Raw genomic sequence first — 16,038 nt, 5'->3', positions numbered from 1 at the left:
GGACGGTGCTGCGGACGCTGACCAGCCGGTCGAAGAACTTCGTGGAAATCTCAGGACTCCTTGAGCGCGGGGACGGACGCGGACGTCTTTTTGCCCAGCGAGTACAGGCGCCGGACCGACCACAGGAACAGGACCACCAGGAGAACGTTGCGGATGGTCAGCACACCGGCCATGAGGGGGTTGTTGTGACTGAGGGCATCGTAGAACAGCGGGTAGATGAAGAACGTGGCCACCGCGATGGCGATGAGCATGGCCGCGGGAACCCGCCATTCACGCCAGCTGTGCGCCAGGCCCACTGCCACGGCGGGCGCCAGCCACACCATGAACTGGGGTGAGCCCACCTTGTTGAAGACCACAAAGGCGGTGGTGAGGGTGAGGGCTCCTGCGAGCAGCAGTTCGGTGCGGTCCACGCCACCGCCGTTTGCATCCTGGTTCAGCTTGCCATTGTGCAGTGCCCAGAACGTTAGCCCGGCCACGAGCAGCGCGGCGAGGATCAGGAGCGGCTGCATCAGGACGGACATCACCGCGGTACCGGGGCCGTCCACCTGCATGGAGTTGATGTCGGTGTTCATGTACATCCGGGAGTCGCCGATGTTCAGCACGGACAGCCACAGCCACGGGGTGGTGAAAGTTGCCTCCAGCTGCATGCCCCGGTCGCCCTGCTGGGTCAGGAAGTTCAGCAGCTTCGGCACGCTGCCAATCGTGGCGGCGAGTGCCACCACCACCGCTGTCGTGGCCACGCCGGCAAGTACCACCAGCAGACGGTTCTTGACGACGGCGAAGAGGGCCAGCATCACCGCGGCCGGCCAGACCTTTACCCAGGTGGCGGCGGCGAGGATGACAGAGGCGATGAACGGCCGGCCCACTCCGTAGGCCAAAGCAACCAGAACGATCGGAGCTGTGAGGCCGTCCACGCGTGCGAAGCCGAGCCAGCCCATCAACAGCGTGAAGCAGAGCCACCACCAGCCCGCCGGGATGGCGTCCTGGTTGCGGCCACGGTCAGTTAGCTTGGCCAAGCCCCAGCCGTTAAGGAGGGTGGTCATCAGCACCCAGAGGAAGAAGAACGGTCCCGGTCCCGCCAGCCCTGCCAGCGCCATCGGGATCAGGGCCAGGATTGGATAGACCCACGGGCTGGGGCCACCGCTGAGGTTTGCCTCGTTGAAACCAGCCGCAGCCCAGTCACGGTAAATGAACGTGTCACTGAACGCTTCGCCGCGAAGGGAAAGCAGCGCACCGAAGATCAGGAATCCGAGGTGCACCAGGATGAAGCCGGTGAGCAGCCCACGGGAAGTGTTCAGCCAGGACCGTACAGGCGTCGGCAGAATGACGTTGCGGATCCGGGTGAGCGAGGCGAAGAATGCGTCCGTGGAAATGGCGGAATCCTTGTCAGAGAGGGGCAAAACGGGTGCCGGATCGTGCCGCTGGGCGGGAACCGGAAGCATCGGGGGTCCATTTACAACAGCCGCCCCTACCAGTCAAGGGTAGTTGACTGTCCGTGGTGGCCAATAATCTGCGACCCCGCGCCCGTCTCTTTCCAGGGCTTGAAACGGTTAGGTCGCCTTGGCCTGGCGGTAGCGCTCGATCTGTTTGAGCCGCCGCAGGAGGCTGTCGCGCCGCGGGTGTGGCACGGCGTCGGGCGTCTCTGCGGTGAGGTCAATGTGTTTGGTGCCGTACTGCCAGAGCAGGAGGTCATCCAGCAGGCGGTCCGGGCCGGGGGAGTACCGGTGGTCCAGCGCCTTGCGGACCTCGGTGATCCGCTGGGCGCTGAGCAGGCCGGCCAGCTGGACGGTCTGGTTGAGGCCGTGGGCGGCCATGAGCTCGGCAGCCCAGCCCCAGTCGTCATCGACTTTGCGGTCCACGTGCGGGAGCAGCGTGCGCCAGACGTCACGGATCCGGTTGGGTGTGAGCTGGGCGGCCCCCTCACCCTCGACATCCCAGTAGCTACGGACTTCCTCGTAGCGTTCGTGGAGGTCCGCGAAGGCGCTTTCCACGGTTTCCAGCATGGCGGCGGTGGCGGTGAACTGCCGGTCGAAATGCGGTGTCCAGGCGCGGGGGTCCTCGGCCTTGAAGCGGATGTCGTGCTCGATCTCGCTCCAGGCGTGGGCAAAGACGGTGCGGATCTGGCATTCGAAGAAGTAGCTGCCGTTGGCCGGGATGTCCGGGTTGAAGGCCTGCTGGTATTCCTTGACGGCCTCGTTCTGGATGGTGCGCAGGATGAGGTGGCGGCTGGAATAGCCGTACGTGCCGGACTCGATGGAACCGATGTCCTTCTCGCGGTCACCGCGGCAGTCGAATATCTGGCGCTGGCGCTTGATGATGTTGGCCACCAAGGCATTCTCGGCCGGCAGCTTGGTGATGACGCGCACGCCCACCATGTCGTTGAGGGTGCGGAACGGGTCCGGGAACTTCAGCGCCGGGGGTCCGCCGGGTTCCAGCGGGTCCTCGATCCGGGAAATCTTCTCCCGGAACGATTCCACCGATTTGGTGCGCCCGGTGACAAACAGCGGCGTGACTTCGGTGTCCTTCAACATGTCACGGAGGATGTGGAGAACGTCCTTGGTGACCAGCTTCAGGGCAGGGCGGACGCGCTCGTAGATCTCCACGTTTTCCTGCACGGATTCACGCAGGCTGATGTCCAGGCTGTCCCAGTTACTCGGCATGCCCCCAGCTTACGGCGGGGGTGTGACAGAGGAGTGTCACGCGTGGCGCAGTGTTATGCCGATGTGGAGTTGCGGATCACCAGTGAGCTTTCAAGAGTCAGCTGCGGCTGCTCCAGCCGGCGGCCTTCCATAAGCAGGCGCAGCTGCCCACCTGCCTTCAGCCCCAGCGAGGTTGCCGGCAGGTGCACGCTGGTCAGGCTGGGATTGCTGGTCGCGGAGTACGGCAGATCATCGAAGCCGGCGATGGCCAGCTGGCCCGGAATCTGCACGCCTGCCACGCGTGCTTCCTGCAGCACCCCGTAGGCGTGGGTATCCGTGCAGCAGGCGACGGCGGTGACCCCGGCCTCCTGCCATGCCGGCCAGGCGGCGGCGAACGCGGCTGCGGACGCACCGACGTCGATGGTGGTACTGATGATGCCGTCAGCGGGCACCGACATTCCATGTGCGCTGGCCGCGGCCAGGAAGGCGCGGCGTCTGACCTCAAACGTGGCCGTGCCTGTCACGCTGTCCACGTAGGCCACCCGGCGGTGCCCAACATCCGCCAAATGCGCGGCCAGCTGGCGCGCGCCGTGCGCAACGTCCAGATTGACGGACGGGGCGTAGGCCTCGAGGCCCGGCGCATCCAGCAGGACCACGGGGCCGGCGGCGGAAAGTTCCTCCAGGAATTCGGCGTTGGGAGCGTCAACCAGAAGCCCTGCCGGCCGGAGCGCCATCAGCTTACGTACGTCGTCCGCCTGCGGGAACTCCCCGGCGTCGGTGACGGACAGCAGCAGCTGGTAATCAGCCCCGAGCGACTCCCGGACCCCGGCGATCACGTTGGCGAAAAACGGGTTGGAGATGTCCGGGGCCACGAGTAAAACGATGGAACTGACGCCCTTGGCCAGCGAACTGCCCACGCTGTCCACGACATAGCCGAGCTCGGAAATGGCCTCCCGCACCCTGATGATGTTGTCCTCAGAGACGCGGCCGGCAGTCTTGCCGTTGGCCACCAGGGAAACCGTCGCCGTCGAGACGCCGGCGCGGGCCGCAACCATGGCCGCCGTGATGCGCCGCGAGCGGACGGATTGCTGCACCTGCTCCGCGGATTCCATACCTCGATCGTAGTAGGCCGGAACGCCCGCACTGCACCCGCGATCTTAGGCACTGACCTCCTGAACGCGGGCGTCATCCGGTGACGCTGTGAGCGGCACAAGTTCCGGTCGCGACGCCGTGCTTTGGACCGGGACAGAGGATCCGGTGCGGGCCGATTCGAGCACAGACTCCATGACGTCGAGGACGTGATAGGCCAACTGGCCGCCGGCGCGCGGCTCTGCTCCCTCCGGCGTCGCCGCGAGATCGGCGATGCCGAACCCCCGGCCGGAGCCCCTGTACCCTGCCGAGACCGGAAGGGTTTTCCAGGTCCCGGCGCCGAGGGTGAACAGTTCCACGTCGCCGTCGAAGCGGTTCGGATCAGGAACCACCAAGGAGCCGCGCTCGCCGTGAATCTCCATGTTGGAGGACCTGGTCTTGACGGCGTCGAAGCTCATGACCAGGGTGGACAACGCCCCGTTGGCGTGGACCAGGATACCCGTCACGTGCGAGTCGAAGTTGACCGGGATCACCTCGCCCTCCCGCGGGCCCGACCCGATGGTCCGCTGGGTCCGCGTACGGCTGGCCGCCCCGGTCACGGAGACCACCGGACCCAGCAGGGAAACCAGCGCACTGACGTAATACGGGCCCATGTCCAGCAGTGGGCCCCCGCCGGGTTGATAGTAAAAATCCGGGTTGGGGTGCCAGCGTTCATGGCCGGGCGTGACCATCGTGGCGGTGGCCGAGATGGGGGACCCGATCAGGCCGTCGTCGATCGCTTTGCGGGCGGTCTGGATGCCGGTTCCGAGAACGGTATCCGGGGCGCAGCCGACACGGACGCCGGCGGCGCGCGCCGCTTCCAGCACCTGGCGGGCCTCGCCCGTCGTGGCCGCCAGCGGCTTTTCGCCGTAAACGCTTTTGCCCGCGGCGATTGCTTTGAGGGCCACCTGGGCGTGGGCGGCCGGGATGGTCAGGTTCAGGACCAGGTCCACGTCGTCGGCGGCGATCAGTTCATCGACCGTGAGCGCCCGGACGCCGTCGTAGTCTTCGGCTACAGCCTGCGCGCGGGACGGATCCAGATCCGCCACGGCCACCAGATCGATGGCATCGAGCCGCCGGAAGTTGGCGAGGTACTGGGCAACGATGGCCCCGCACCCAATGATTCCTACTTTCAACGGCTTGCCCACAGCAGGCCCCTTTCGATGATGGTGCGGACGTTGCTGTCCTGGAGGATTTCCACCCGGTGCCCAGGGGTGGCGACGAAGATTCTGCCTTGGCCCCATTGCCGGGTCCAGATGGCCGGCGAGGTCACCTCGCGGTTCCAGGGATCCCAGGCGCGGACCTTCTGGGTGGTGGTGGCGAGGACGTCGACGTAGTCGTCGGCCAGCACCCAGTACTGCTCGGTGACCAGTTCGAAGTCGCTGATGCCGCGCGTAATGGGATGGATTTCCGCGGCGGGAAGCATGTTGATGGTGTACGGAACGTAGTTGTCGGACTGTTCGCCGCTGCGCTCGTCGGGGTGTTTGCCGGGATGGCAGGCAAACTGTCCGCCGATCAGGTGGAGGTAGTCCGAGGTGTTCCGGTAGGAGTCGGCGATCCCGCCGTGCCAGCCGGCCAGGCCGGTTCCATTCTCGACGGCGGCCCGCAGGCCCTCGAATTCATCCTTCTCGATGGTGGACATCGTCATGCACTGCATGATGAGATCAACGCCGGCCAGGTAGCCGGCATCGGCGTAGATTTTGGGGGATTCTTCGACCCGGACGTCAAAGCCGTTGTCCTTCAGGTAGGGAATGAAAAGCTCCGTGGCCTCTATGGGCTGGTGGCCATCCCAGCCGCCACGGACCACGAGTGCGGTCTTTCTGTCTGTCATGGGTATTCCTTTGCTGGGGTTCCGTGTTCTGTGCTCAACGTCTTAGACGTTCTGCCACTGGCTGGAGTTCGCCGCGCTGTCCTCCACGGCGGCCAGCACCTGCTGGACCTGTAAGGCATCGGCGAAAGACGGTTTCGGCTGGCGGTTTTCCGCGATGGCGGTGACGAAGTCCACCACCTGGTGGGTGAAACCGTGTTCATAGCCCAAGCCGTGGCCGGTGGGCCACCAGTTGCCGACGTACGGATGCTCAGGCTCGGTGACTAAAATCCGCCGGAAGCCGGCGTCGGGGGATTCGGCCGCGTCGTAGAAGGACAACACGTTCATTTCCTCGAAATCGAAGGCCAGAGACCCCTTGGTACCGTTCAGCTCGAGCCGCATCGCGTTCTTGCAGCCCAACGCGTAACGGGTGGCCTCGAAGACACCGATGGGACCGCCGTCGAACCGGGCACTGAAGATCGCGGCGTCGTCGACCGTGACGGAACCGCGCGGCGCATCATTGCCCGACTCACCGTGTCCGCCCAGGCCGACACGATCGCCGGCCAACGGTCGCTCAGCAACAAATGTTTCCAGCAGGGCCGAAACGCCTGTTATCTTCTGCCCGGTAATCCATTGCGCAGCGTCGATGCTGTGCGCACCGATGTCGCCGAGGGCGCCGGAACCGGACTTGCTCTTGTCCAAGCGCCACGTCATGGGCGCGTTCTCGTCTGAGAGCCAGTCCTGCAGGTACTGCGCCCGCACGTGCCGGATGGTCCCGATCCGGCCCTGCTCCACGAACCGCCTGGCCAGCGCCAGCGCGGGCGTCCGCCGGTAGCTGAAGCCGCACAACGAGAACACTCCGCGTTTGGCGGCCGCCTCCGCGGCAACAGTCATCCGCTCCGCTTCCTCCACGGAGTTGGCGAGAGGCTTTTCGCACAGCACGTGCTTGCCCGCTTCGAGGGCGGCGATCGCGATCTCGGCGTGCGTGTCACCAGGCGTACAGATGTCGATCAGGTCAATGTCATCGCGCTCTATCAGCCGCCGCCAGTCCGTCTCCACGGAGTCCCAGCCCAGTTTGTTGGCCGCGGCGCGGACTCTGTCCTCGTTCCGGCCCGCTATAGCCGTGAGCTCGGGTTCAAGCGGCAGGTCAAAGAACCGGGGAGCGGTCCGCCATGCGTGGGAGTGGGCGGTGCCCATAAAGGCGTAGCCCACCATGCCGACGCGCAAAGGTTTTGCGGAAGTCATTGATTTCCTTTCGACGGCACTGTGACTGGAGTTGCCTGCTCATATCTTCGAAACATTTCGGCAATGCTTTCGATAGAATCAACCAAAAATAACGGAACTGCAAATGCGCGTCAAGGCATTTTGTGGTCCGCATTCCGCCAATGCGTTGACGCAATCTGTGGATGGCTGCAAAATTGACGGAGCGAAATATTTCGAAAGCCAAGGAGAACCAAATGACCGTCAGCGAGCAACGGGGAAAGCTCACCCTGGCAGCGATTGCCCAGGAGGCCGGCGTTTCCGCGCCCACGGTCTCGAAGGTCATCAACGGACGGGATGATGTGGCGGCGGAGACCCGATCCAAAGTGATGGCCGTGCTGGCGCGCACGGGCTACAAGTCCCCGGTCCAGCAGCGGCGGAACCTTGCGGGCCGGCAGGCGGTGGAGGTGGTCTTTGATTCTCTGGATTCCGCTTACTCGATCGAAGTCCTCAACGGGATCCTGGATGCGGCCGGCGCCGCGGACATTGAAGTGCTGCTGAACGTCACCAGCAAGCAGGGGTCTTCGCGGTTGACCCCGGAACAGCGTGCCCGCCGGATTGTGGACGAGGGGCGCTGCGGAATGATTATGGTGACCTCCGCCTTCAGTGAGCCCCAGCTTGATGCCTTCAACCGCAGGGGAGTTCCCACTGTGGTCATTGATCCGCTCAACCCACCGGCCGGAAACGTGGTCAGCATCGGCGCCACCAACTGGGCCGGCGGCAAAGACGCAACGTCCCATCTGCTGGATCTTGGCCACCGCAGGATCGCCTACCTGGGCGGTCCGGACGGCGCCGAATGCAATCAGGCGCGGCTCCACGGCTACCTGGCCGCCTTGCGGGCAAGGAACGTCCCGGTGGACGATCGATACATTGTCCAGGGCAGCTTCCGGTCCGAGGCCGGGGTCCGGGGCATGAGGCAGCTGCTGCAGCTGGATGAGCGTCCTACTGCAGTTTTTGCGGCAAACGACACGGTTGCCCTGGGTGCGCTTGCCGAGGCCCGGCGGCAGAACGTGCGGGTGCCGGAGGACATGAGCCTGGTGGGGTTTGACGGCACGTACCAGGCGGAGGAATCCGTACCCGCGCTGACCTCAGTGGCCCAACCGTTGCAGGAGATGGGCCGGGCCGCGCTTCGATTCATCCTGCGCCAAATGCGCGGCGAGACGTTGGACTCCCGCAGGGTCGAGCTGGCCACGAACCTCGTCATCCGCGAATCCACTGCTCCGCCCCAGCAGTGCGGGCAATCGGCCTGAACTGCTTGCCCTGAACTGCTTGCCCTGAACTGCCGGTGCGTCTATGCGTCAAGCGCTTGACGTGCGACAACGTTAAGCGCTTGACGCGCAGCCCGGGCGGGTGCCATGATCACACTGAATACTTTCGGCCACTGCCTCGGCAGGCCCCAATGACGTGGAGATTTAACGTGGAATCCAAACCGATAAAACCCGCCCCCAGGAAAATCATTCTTGACTGCGACCCCGGGCATGACGACGCCGTGGCCATCCTGCTCGCACACGGGAACCCGGACATTGAACTGCTGGCCGTCACCACCGTGGTGGGCAACCAGACACTCGAAAAGGTCACCAAGAACGCGCTAGCCGTTGGGACCATCGCCGGCATCACCGGCGTGCCATTTGCCGCCGGCTGCGGCCGGCCCCTGGTCCGCACCATCGAAACCGCGCCGTCCATCCATGGCGAGACGGGCATGGACGGCCCCGCGCAGCCCGAGTCCACCATCGAGTTGGACCCGCGCCACGCCGTGGACCTCATCATCGACACCGTGATGGCCCACGAACCGGGCACGGTCACCCTGGTCCCCACCGGCGGCCTCACCAACATCGCCCTGGCTGCCCGCAAGGAACCGCGCATCGTGGAACGCGTCAAGGAAGTTGTCCTCATGGGCGGCGGATACCACGTGGGCAACTGGAGCGCCGTGGCCGAGTTCAACATCATCATCGACCCCGAGGCCGCCCACATCGTGTTCAACGAGAAGTGGCCGGTGGTGATGGTGGGACTGGACCTCACCCACCAGGCCCTCGCCACCCCGGATGTGGTGGCGAAGATTGAGGCTGTGGGCACCGGACCCGCCAAGTTCGTGATGGAACTGATGGAGTTTTTCACCCAGACCTACAAGGACGCCCAGGGCTTTGACTTCCCGCCCGTCCATGATCCCTGCGCCGTGGCCTACGTGATCGATCCCAGCATCGTCACTACCCGCAAGGTTCCGGTGGACATCGAGCTCCAGGGCACGCTGACCCTCGGCATGACCGTGGCCGACTTCCGGGCCCCCGCGCCGGACGACTGCACCACCTCCGTGGCCGTTGACCTGGACCACGCCCGTTTCTGGGACCTCGTCACGGATGCCCTGGTCCGCATCGGCGAACCGGCCGTTCTTGAGGTTGCCGGCCTCGCAGCAGTCACGGGAGGCAAGTAAATGAGTGCCACCCTTACCGAGGCAAAGACCAGCCGGGGCAACGTCACCGCCCTGATGGTCGCCCTGCTGGCCGCGTGCGTCGCCTTCCAGCTCAACGCCTCCATGCTCAGCCCCGCCCTGGTCACCATGGGCAAGGAACTGAACACCGATCAGGCCGTCATTGGCCTCTCGCAGACCTGGTTCTTCACCGCGGCCGCCCTGTTCTCCCTCTTCCTGCCCCGCCTGAGCGACATCATCGGGCGCAAGAAGATCCTGATCGGCATGATGCTGCTGATGGCTGTCGGTTCGGTCATTGCGGCCATGGCCCCGGACGTGACCTGGCTCTTTGTGGGCCGTATCATCCAGGGCGTCAGCGGCCCCACCGTGCCGTTGTGCCTGATCATGCTGCGCTCCGCCGTCAGCAACCCGCGTAAATACGGGACCCTTATGGGCCTCATCACCGCGGTCAACGGCGGCGTGGCCGGCGTTGACTCGTTCGTGGGCGGCTACTTCGCCGAGCACTTCGGGTTCCGCAGCATCTTCTGGCTGATGGTGGTCCTGGCCCTCGTGGCCACAGCCCTGATCGCCTTCCTCGCCGGCGAAAGCAAGCCGGCCGCCGGCACCTCGATGGACTGGCTGGGCGTGTTCTTCATCGTCGTCGCAGTTGGTGCGCTGCTCACGGCCCTCAACGAGGGCTCCAAGCTGGTGGGCGCCTTCTCGCCGGGCACGCTCCTGCTGGCGATCGGGCTGGTGGTGGTCGCCGCCGTCGCGTTTTACGCGTTCTGGACTGTGGAAAAGCGCGCCAAGCAGCCCATGGTGGAAACCGTCCACCTGCGCCAGCGCTCCACCTGGGCGCCGTTGCTGACCACCACGCTGACCATGACCGGTATTTTCGCCGTCATCAACGGGATCGTGCCGGCGTACGTTCAGGCGGCTGACCCGGGATTCGGCATTGGCCCCACGGAAATGTCGCTGATCATCCTCACCCCGTACGCCCTGCTCGGCTGGCTGGTGGGTCCCATCAGCGGCAGGCTCGCGCCGGTGCTCGGCTACACCAAGGTCCTGCGCATCGGCATGCTGGGCAGCATCGCCGCCTTGGCCGTCATCGCGTTCTTCGGCCTCAGCAGCCTGCCCATGATGATCGCCGGAACGGTCTTGCTGGGCATCATGTACGCCGGTACGGTCAACATCATGCTGAACGGACTCGGAGTTGTCCTCTCACCCGCTGGAAACCCGGGATTCCTGCCCGGCATGAACGCGGGCGCCTTCAACCTGGGCGCCGGCCTGAGCTTCCTGGTGCTGCCCGCAGTGCTGGTGGCCACCTCGGCACTGGGCGACGCGAAAGCCTCATACCTCTCCGTGGTGGTGACGGGCCTGGTCATCACGGTGGCCGCGTTCGCCGCGTCGCTCCTGATCCCCAAGCCCGTCGAGGCGGAGGTGGCCGAATGACTTCCGCAACGGCCGGCACCCAAGGCCGGATCGTCGTCGTCGGATCCCTGAATGCTGACCTGACCATCTATTGTGAGCGGCTGCCACTGCCTGGTGAGACGGTGCACGGCAACGGTTTCGCCGTGAACCCGGGTGGCAAGAGCGCCAACCAGGCCGTCGCCGCCAGCCTTTTGGGCGGGGCCGTCAGCCTGGTAGGCGCCGTTGGTGCGGACGCCAACGGCGACATGCTCCTGTCCTCGGCTGCCGGCGCCGGGGTGGACATCTCCGGTGTTCGCGCCTCGGCGACTGAAGTCACCGGCGTCGCCGTCATCGCCGTGGATTCCAACGGCGAGAACAACATCATCATCTCGGCAGGCGCCAACGGCACCCTCTCGCCGGCGGACGTCGCCGTCGAGGCTGCAGCGTTCGACGGCGCCGCGGTGGTTTGCCTCTGCCTGGAGGTCAGCCTTGACACGGTTGAGGCCGCCGCTAAGGCAGGGCACGACGCCGGCGCTACAGTTCTGCTGAATCTCTCGCCTTACGCGGAAATCCCGCAGCAGCTGGCAGACCTGACCGACGTCCTGCTGGTCAACTCCCATGAGGCGTCGCTGTTCCTCGGCTCCGCCGCCATTCCCGGCAGCGACGCGGACGTCAGCGATTGGGAAGCGGTCAGGCGGCACTTCGCCGAGCGGGGCCTGCAACGCGTCCTGGTCACGCTGGGGGCCAACGGCTCAGTGGTGCTGGATTCGCTGGCTCCTGCCGGGCAGCAGCTGGTCCGGGTAGCGCCCATCAAGGTCAAGGCCGTGGACACCACCGGCGCGGGCGACGCCTTCACTGGGGCGGTAGCCGCCCGCCTGGCAGCCGGTGCGCCATTAGCTGACGCCGCCGCTTTCGCCTCGGTTGCCGCCGCGCTGGCCACCACGCGCAAAGGAACGCAGGCAGCCTATCCGCAGGTGGCAGACGTGGAGTGCCTGCTCGCCTCGGGTGCCGCAGCGCTGTAGCCCCGTTCTTAGGGAACGCTCTCTCACTTTGAACTGGTCCCTGAAAAAGTGAGAGAGCGTTCGGCCAAAAGGGGGATTAAGTGAGAGAGGGTCTGGCCCGCTAGGGATCCTCGGGACGGGATGGATCCCCTGATCCCAGCTCGTCCGCATAGGGTGCCCGCGGGCCGGCTTGGTCGGAGGAAAGTTCGTTTGCCGCCATGGCCAGCAGGTCCCGTTGCAGTTCGGGGAGGGAGAGGAGTCCCTGCAGGTAGGCCTCCACTTCATACTCGCCGACGGAGCCGCCGATGCCGAAGTAATAGAGCCACAGATCGCCGGTGCTGACGTGTGTTGCATTCAATGCTGCCTGGAGCCTGCGGCGTTGCTCCGGTTCGCTGCTATCGAAGCCCATCACCACTGCCTCTACGCGGGTTGGAAGCGACGCCCGCCAGGACAGTAGCGCTGACTTCCTTAAGCGTGCTGCGCGTAGCGCGGGCCTGTCGCATCAGGTGCTGAAGGGCAGCGTCCTCGGTGAGCGTGCGTCGCTCCATGAGTATTCCGCAGGCCCGGTTGATCAGGTCCCTGCTGTAGAGGGCTGCTTGGAGGCCCTCACTGATGCGTTCCGGGGTTTCGGCAGTCTGGATATGGGACAGGAGTGTTGCCGTCGGCGCGGCGAAAAGCTCCATTAGGGCCGTCGTGGCATCTTCAAAAGCGCCGGGAGAGGCGGCGTAAATCTTCATTGCACCTACTGCTTGCCCGTCGGCGATCAGCGGGGTGCTGATCACTGAGCGGATTGGAATGCCAACGACGGCGGCGCTCCAGTTTGGCCAGCGGGCTTCAGTTGCGACGTCATGGATGAGGATGCTCTCTTGGGTGGCCCAGGCTGCCAGGCAGGGTCCCTGGACCAGTTCATACTGCAGGGCGTCAGCGCGTTCCACCACGCTGTCGGTCGATCCGTAACTGACCGGGCGGGCATGGGGATCAAGGAGTGAGACACCTGCCCCAAGAGTGCCCGGGATGGAATCCCTGACGGCGCGGGCGAGATGCTGGACCGCGTGGTCCACTTTTTCTTCCGTGAGGAGCAGCCCCATAATCCTGCCCAAGGCAGTGGACAGTTCATCCAGGGGATACTTCTTGATCATGGTTTTGCCTCCGGCCATTCTGCGTGACCGGCCTCCGCGGGCCGGATGAGCCTGTTCTTGACCGTGCAGCGCATCAGGTAAAGCCTAACGTGTGGGATGGGTTACGGACCTTGGCGTGCACGATTACCGGCTTTGCGGCTATTCATCGTAAGTGGTGGGAAATACCTGTTCGCCGGCAATTCCGGAAATGATGCCGGCGGCCACCTCCTTTAGCTTCATGTTGCGGTGACTGGACGCCTTAACCAATATCTGGAATGCCGCATCGCGGCTGCACCGGCTCTGCGCCATGATGACCCCGATGGCCGTGTCGATGACGGTGCGCGATTTCAGGGCGGCGGAGAGGTCGTCACGGGCATCACGCAACTGCGCGATGTTCAGGGCCAAGTCGAGCGCCTTGGCGGCGATGCCTGTCAGCCCAACAGCCGCATCGATTCCGTACTGGGGAAACCCGTTCGCGTTGGGGGAGTAGAGGATTACCGCAGACTGCGAAGGAGCCTGCAGATGCATTGGGACGGCCAGGATGGAGCCGATGCCCGCCTGGCGGGCTGCCTTGTTGTATTTCGGCCAACGGAGATCGGCGTCCAGGTCAGGGACGTGGACCATGGTTGCTGTCCGAAAGGCAGCCAGAAGAGGTCCCTCGCCGGTACTGTTTTGCAGTTCGTCCAGGGTCCGGGCGAGGGTATCGTTGCTGCCCACAGCGACCGGCCGCTTCTGCCGGACTAGCGTGATCCCGCAGGACAAGTGGTTCCCGGGCTGCGACAGTTGCGCGGCGAAAATCGTGGCCGTGTCCGCCAGGAATTCACGGACGTCGGAGCTTGCAAGGACGAGGTCCTGGAGGTGCAGGACAAAGTCGTGCAGGCTGGCGCCGTCACGTCCAACGCTGCCGAACTCGAGTTCGCGGATATCAAAGTCCTGGGACATGAGTACTTCCTGGTCCGTCCGCCGTGATCTCCTTGATGGCGGTCTGGATAAGATCCATTTGCAGGGGGGCCAATTCCATCAGGTCGCGCAGATAGGCGTCCAGCCCGAACTGGTCGACGTTTCCGCCGATCCCGTAACAGCAGGTCCATAACCCGGGGAGGCTGATGTTTCCGTCCTGGAACTGTGCGGCCGCAAACTTGCGCCGGTCCGCCTTGAAGGCAGGCTGTGGGTGCCCAATCCGCCGTCGTCCGTCATTTCTCCCCGCGTCCTGTGACGACAGGGATGTCCGACGCGCGGCGCAGGATGTCCTCGGCGATGTTATGCAGCCGGAGGTTGCTGCTGCGGGAGGCAAGGTGCAGCAGCTTGACGGCGGTTTCATGGCTGCAGCGGTTCTGCACCATGATCAGGGCTATAGCGGAGTCCACAACGGCCCGGGACCGCAGCGCCGACCTCAAATGCTCCGGGTAGGGGTCTGAAGGATGCACCCGGATTGCCAGCCGCAGGATCCGCGAAAGCGATGCCGCGTGCTCCTCTATGGCGGTCACTGTGTCCGGCCCAAACGTATGAAGCTGGGTGGAATAGCAGTTCAGGGCGGAGCGGGAACCGTTGCCGGTGGGGATGGGGACAGCCAGGATTGTCCGGATGCCTTCGTCCGCGACTGCCCCGGCATACCAGGCCCAACCCTCGTCATTCTGAAGATCACGGATCAGGACCGTACGCTGCTCCCGCAACGCCGTCAGGCAGGGACCATCGTCGAAAGCGTACTGGCGTTCGTCCAGGGTCTTGGCCGACTCCGTGCTGCTGGCGACCGTCACGGGCCCGGTGTCGCGTTCCACCGTGATGGCACACAGCAGGGGCGTCTCCCCGCCCAACAAGGACGCAGAAATCGCTGTCAGTCCCAAAAGGAATTCCGTGAAGCCCGGACTTTCAAGGAGCAGGTCCTGTAATTGCTCCGCCGTCGGCAGGGCATCATTCTCGGCCATGCGGCCTCAATTCCAAGGATCGCCGGGATCACCCGACCCGGCTGGCGGCTGTGCGCTCTATTCGCGCGCGGCCCGTACATTCAACCCCGGACCTATGTGCCACCCCGAAATCTCCTGCTACTGACACTACGCCCTCCCCGGATGGCCGCCGGTGGGCCCGTGAAGTATTACCCCGCGATGGCAGCCAGCTGCGGACCGAGCCGTGCCGCCATCAGCCGGTAGCCCGCGTTGTCAGGATGGAGCGTATCCGGCATCAGTTGCGCGGCCTCTTCGGGGGTGAAGACGGCGGCGCCGTCCAGGCAGTGGAACCTGTGGTCGCCGCGTTCCCGAAGGACACGCACGACGGCGGCCGTTGCGTCCCGGTAGTCCCTCAAGGTCATCCCGACGGCGTTGGGCAGCTCCTCCCGCGGCAACGACAGCATGGGGGTAATAACGGCAATCGGTGCCAGGGGATGGGCTTTGCGGATGTTCGCGAGGAAACCCAGGACCTGGCTGGCGTAGCTGCGTTCTGAAAAGACGGCGGCGTTGTAGGAGTTGATGCCCAGGCAGAGTGAGATGAAATCGGCCGGCAGCTGCTGCAGCGTTGACTCCGCCGCGGGGTCTAGCTGGCACTCGCCGGCGAACCCCAGCGAGGTGAGCTCCCAGCCGTGCCGGTTCGCCACCAGGGCAGGCCAGGTTTCCGATGGTCCGTCAGCCTGCTGGCAATGCGTCAGCGAGCTGCCGTATGTCAGCCAGCGTTTGCCGGACTCGGTCACCGGCTGGACGCGCTCGCCATTCAGCGAGGCTTCCCGGATCCGCACCGTCCCAAACTGGGGGAGCCACAGCTGGACCGAAGTCCCGGGCTTGAGGATTCCCAGGGCGAGCTCGCATGCCACCCGGCCTGCCGCGGGCACCCGGTGGATGAGTTTCCCATCCACCAGGACGTCAAACGGTGAACTGTCGGCGGTGCCTTCCGCGTCCAGGACCAGCGTTCCTGACGACGCCGTCCAGCTCGCCCGGATACCGGCGCCCATGGTGGCCCGGTTCTCCAGTCCGTCCGTGGCCGGGGATATCAGCAGGGCCGGATCGAGCCGCCGGAAGTGCTGCCAGCCGTCGTCGTCCATGATGATCTTGAAGGCCCCGGCCCAGTGCGCGTTGATGGAATCCACGGGCCCAAATCTACCGGTTCCCCGCCCGGCGACTTTGCCGGGAGGCGCCACGCTGTAGGCTCGGCACATGGCTGATCTGCGGCGTCGGACGTTTGTCTTTCGCGCGCTGGTTGGCGCGGCGGCCGCGGCTGCCGTTGGAACTCTCAGTGCCGCGTGTTCGCCCGGCGCCGAGCGGGACGGTACCGCCGCTGGCGGTGC

15 protein-coding genes are annotated in these 16,038 nt (G+C 65.0%); 4 read left to right on the top strand and 11 right to left on the bottom strand.

All coding sequences use genetic code 11. The features are described from left to right. Positions 1-50: 50 nt before the first annotated feature. The 6 genes from ACZY1F_RS15870 to ACZY1F_RS15845 all read right to left on the bottom strand — a co-directional run bounded on the left by ACZY1F_RS15870 (position 51) and on the right by ACZY1F_RS15845 (position 6,819). On the bottom strand, positions 51-1,373 hold the full coding sequence (locus ACZY1F_RS15870) for a glycosyltransferase family 87 protein (protein WP_463942990.1): 1,323 nt from the start codon (positions 1,371-1,373) through the stop codon (positions 51-53). Positions 1,374-1,550: 177 nt separating this feature from the next. After that, positions 1,551-2,660: a GTP pyrophosphokinase gene (locus ACZY1F_RS15865; RefSeq protein WP_463942916.1), complete on the bottom strand. Its 1,110-nt coding sequence runs from the start codon at positions 2,658-2,660 to the stop codon at positions 1,551-1,553. Between the two features lie 53 nt (positions 2,661-2,713). After that, positions 2,714-3,751 (bottom strand): LacI family DNA-binding transcriptional regulator, encoded by a 1,038-nt coding sequence (locus tag ACZY1F_RS15860; RefSeq protein ID WP_463942914.1) that lies wholly within the window; start codon positions 3,749-3,751, stop codon positions 2,714-2,716. A 45-nt stretch (positions 3,752-3,796) separates the two neighbouring features. Continuing rightward, positions 3,797-4,915, bottom strand: coding sequence for a Gfo/Idh/MocA family protein (locus tag ACZY1F_RS15855; RefSeq protein ID WP_463942912.1), 1,119 nt, complete (start codon positions 4,913-4,915; stop codon positions 3,797-3,799). Next, complete coding sequence (locus ACZY1F_RS15850) at positions 4,900-5,598, bottom strand: ThuA domain-containing protein (RefSeq protein ID WP_463942910.1); 699 nt, start codon at positions 5,596-5,598, stop codon at positions 4,900-4,902. The genes ACZY1F_RS15855 and ACZY1F_RS15850 overlap by 16 nt, the downstream gene beginning before the upstream one ends. Before the next feature lie 42 nt (positions 5,599-5,640). Continuing rightward, positions 5,641-6,819 carry a Gfo/Idh/MocA family protein gene (locus tag ACZY1F_RS15845; protein WP_463942908.1) on the bottom strand — a complete coding sequence of 393 codons (1,179 nt, stop codon included), beginning with the start codon at positions 6,817-6,819 and terminating at the stop codon, positions 5,641-5,643. A gap of 212 nt (positions 6,820-7,031) precedes the next feature. Between ACZY1F_RS15845 and ACZY1F_RS15840 the strand changes: the two genes are divergently transcribed. The 4 genes from ACZY1F_RS15840 to ACZY1F_RS15825 all read left to right on the top strand — a co-directional run bounded on the left by ACZY1F_RS15840 (position 7,032) and on the right by ACZY1F_RS15825 (position 11,670). Continuing rightward, positions 7,032-8,084 (top strand): LacI family DNA-binding transcriptional regulator, encoded by a 1,053-nt coding sequence (locus ACZY1F_RS15840; protein ID WP_463942906.1) that lies wholly within the window; start codon positions 7,032-7,034, stop codon positions 8,082-8,084. 149 nt (positions 8,085-8,233) lie between these two features. Continuing rightward, on the top strand, positions 8,234-9,262 hold the full coding sequence (gene uriH, locus ACZY1F_RS15835) for a uridine-preferring nucleoside hydrolase UriH (protein ID WP_463942904.1): 1,029 nt from the start codon (positions 8,234-8,236) through the stop codon (positions 9,260-9,262). After that, entirely contained in the window at positions 9,263-10,690 is a 1,428-nt protein-coding gene (uriT, locus tag ACZY1F_RS15830) for a uridine transporter UriT (protein WP_463942902.1), read from the top strand. Beyond that, positions 10,687-11,670 carry a ribokinase gene (locus tag ACZY1F_RS15825; protein WP_463942900.1) on the top strand — a complete coding sequence of 328 codons (984 nt, stop codon included), beginning with the start codon at positions 10,687-10,689 and terminating at the stop codon, positions 11,668-11,670. The genes uriT and ACZY1F_RS15825 overlap by 4 nt, the downstream gene beginning before the upstream one ends. A gap of 100 nt (positions 11,671-11,770) precedes the next feature. On the opposite strand, the gene ACZY1F_RS15820 is transcribed toward ACZY1F_RS15825, so the two are convergent. From ACZY1F_RS15820 to ACZY1F_RS15800, 5 genes are all read right to left on the bottom strand, one after another. Then, complete coding sequence (locus ACZY1F_RS15820; protein ID WP_463942899.1) at positions 11,771-12,058, bottom strand: hypothetical protein; 288 nt, start codon at positions 12,056-12,058, stop codon at positions 11,771-11,773. Continuing rightward, positions 12,045-12,788, bottom strand: coding sequence for a GAF and ANTAR domain-containing protein (locus ACZY1F_RS15815; RefSeq protein ID WP_463942897.1), 744 nt, complete (start codon positions 12,786-12,788; stop codon positions 12,045-12,047). The genes ACZY1F_RS15820 and ACZY1F_RS15815 overlap by 14 nt, the downstream gene beginning before the upstream one ends. A 138-nt stretch (positions 12,789-12,926) precedes the next feature. Further along, positions 12,927-13,709, bottom strand: a complete 783-nt coding sequence (locus ACZY1F_RS15810; RefSeq protein ID WP_463942895.1) for an ANTAR domain-containing response regulator — start codon at positions 13,707-13,709, stop codon at positions 12,927-12,929. Between the two features lie 251 nt (positions 13,710-13,960). Next, positions 13,961-14,692 (bottom strand): GAF and ANTAR domain-containing protein, encoded by a 732-nt coding sequence (locus tag ACZY1F_RS15805; protein WP_463942893.1) that lies wholly within the window; start codon positions 14,690-14,692, stop codon positions 13,961-13,963. 167 nt (positions 14,693-14,859) lie between these two features. Next, the gene (locus ACZY1F_RS15800; RefSeq protein ID WP_463942891.1) at positions 14,860-15,840 is read right to left on the bottom strand and encodes a GDSL-type esterase/lipase family protein; all 981 of its coding nucleotides are present in this window, start codon (positions 15,838-15,840) and stop codon (positions 14,860-14,862) included. Positions 15,841-16,038: the final 198 nt, after the last annotated feature.

Source organism: Pseudarthrobacter xylosi, assembly GCF_055412765.1.
The sequence above is the reverse complement of the archived record's forward strand: the minus strand, read 5'-3'. Positions and strand labels throughout refer to the sequence as shown.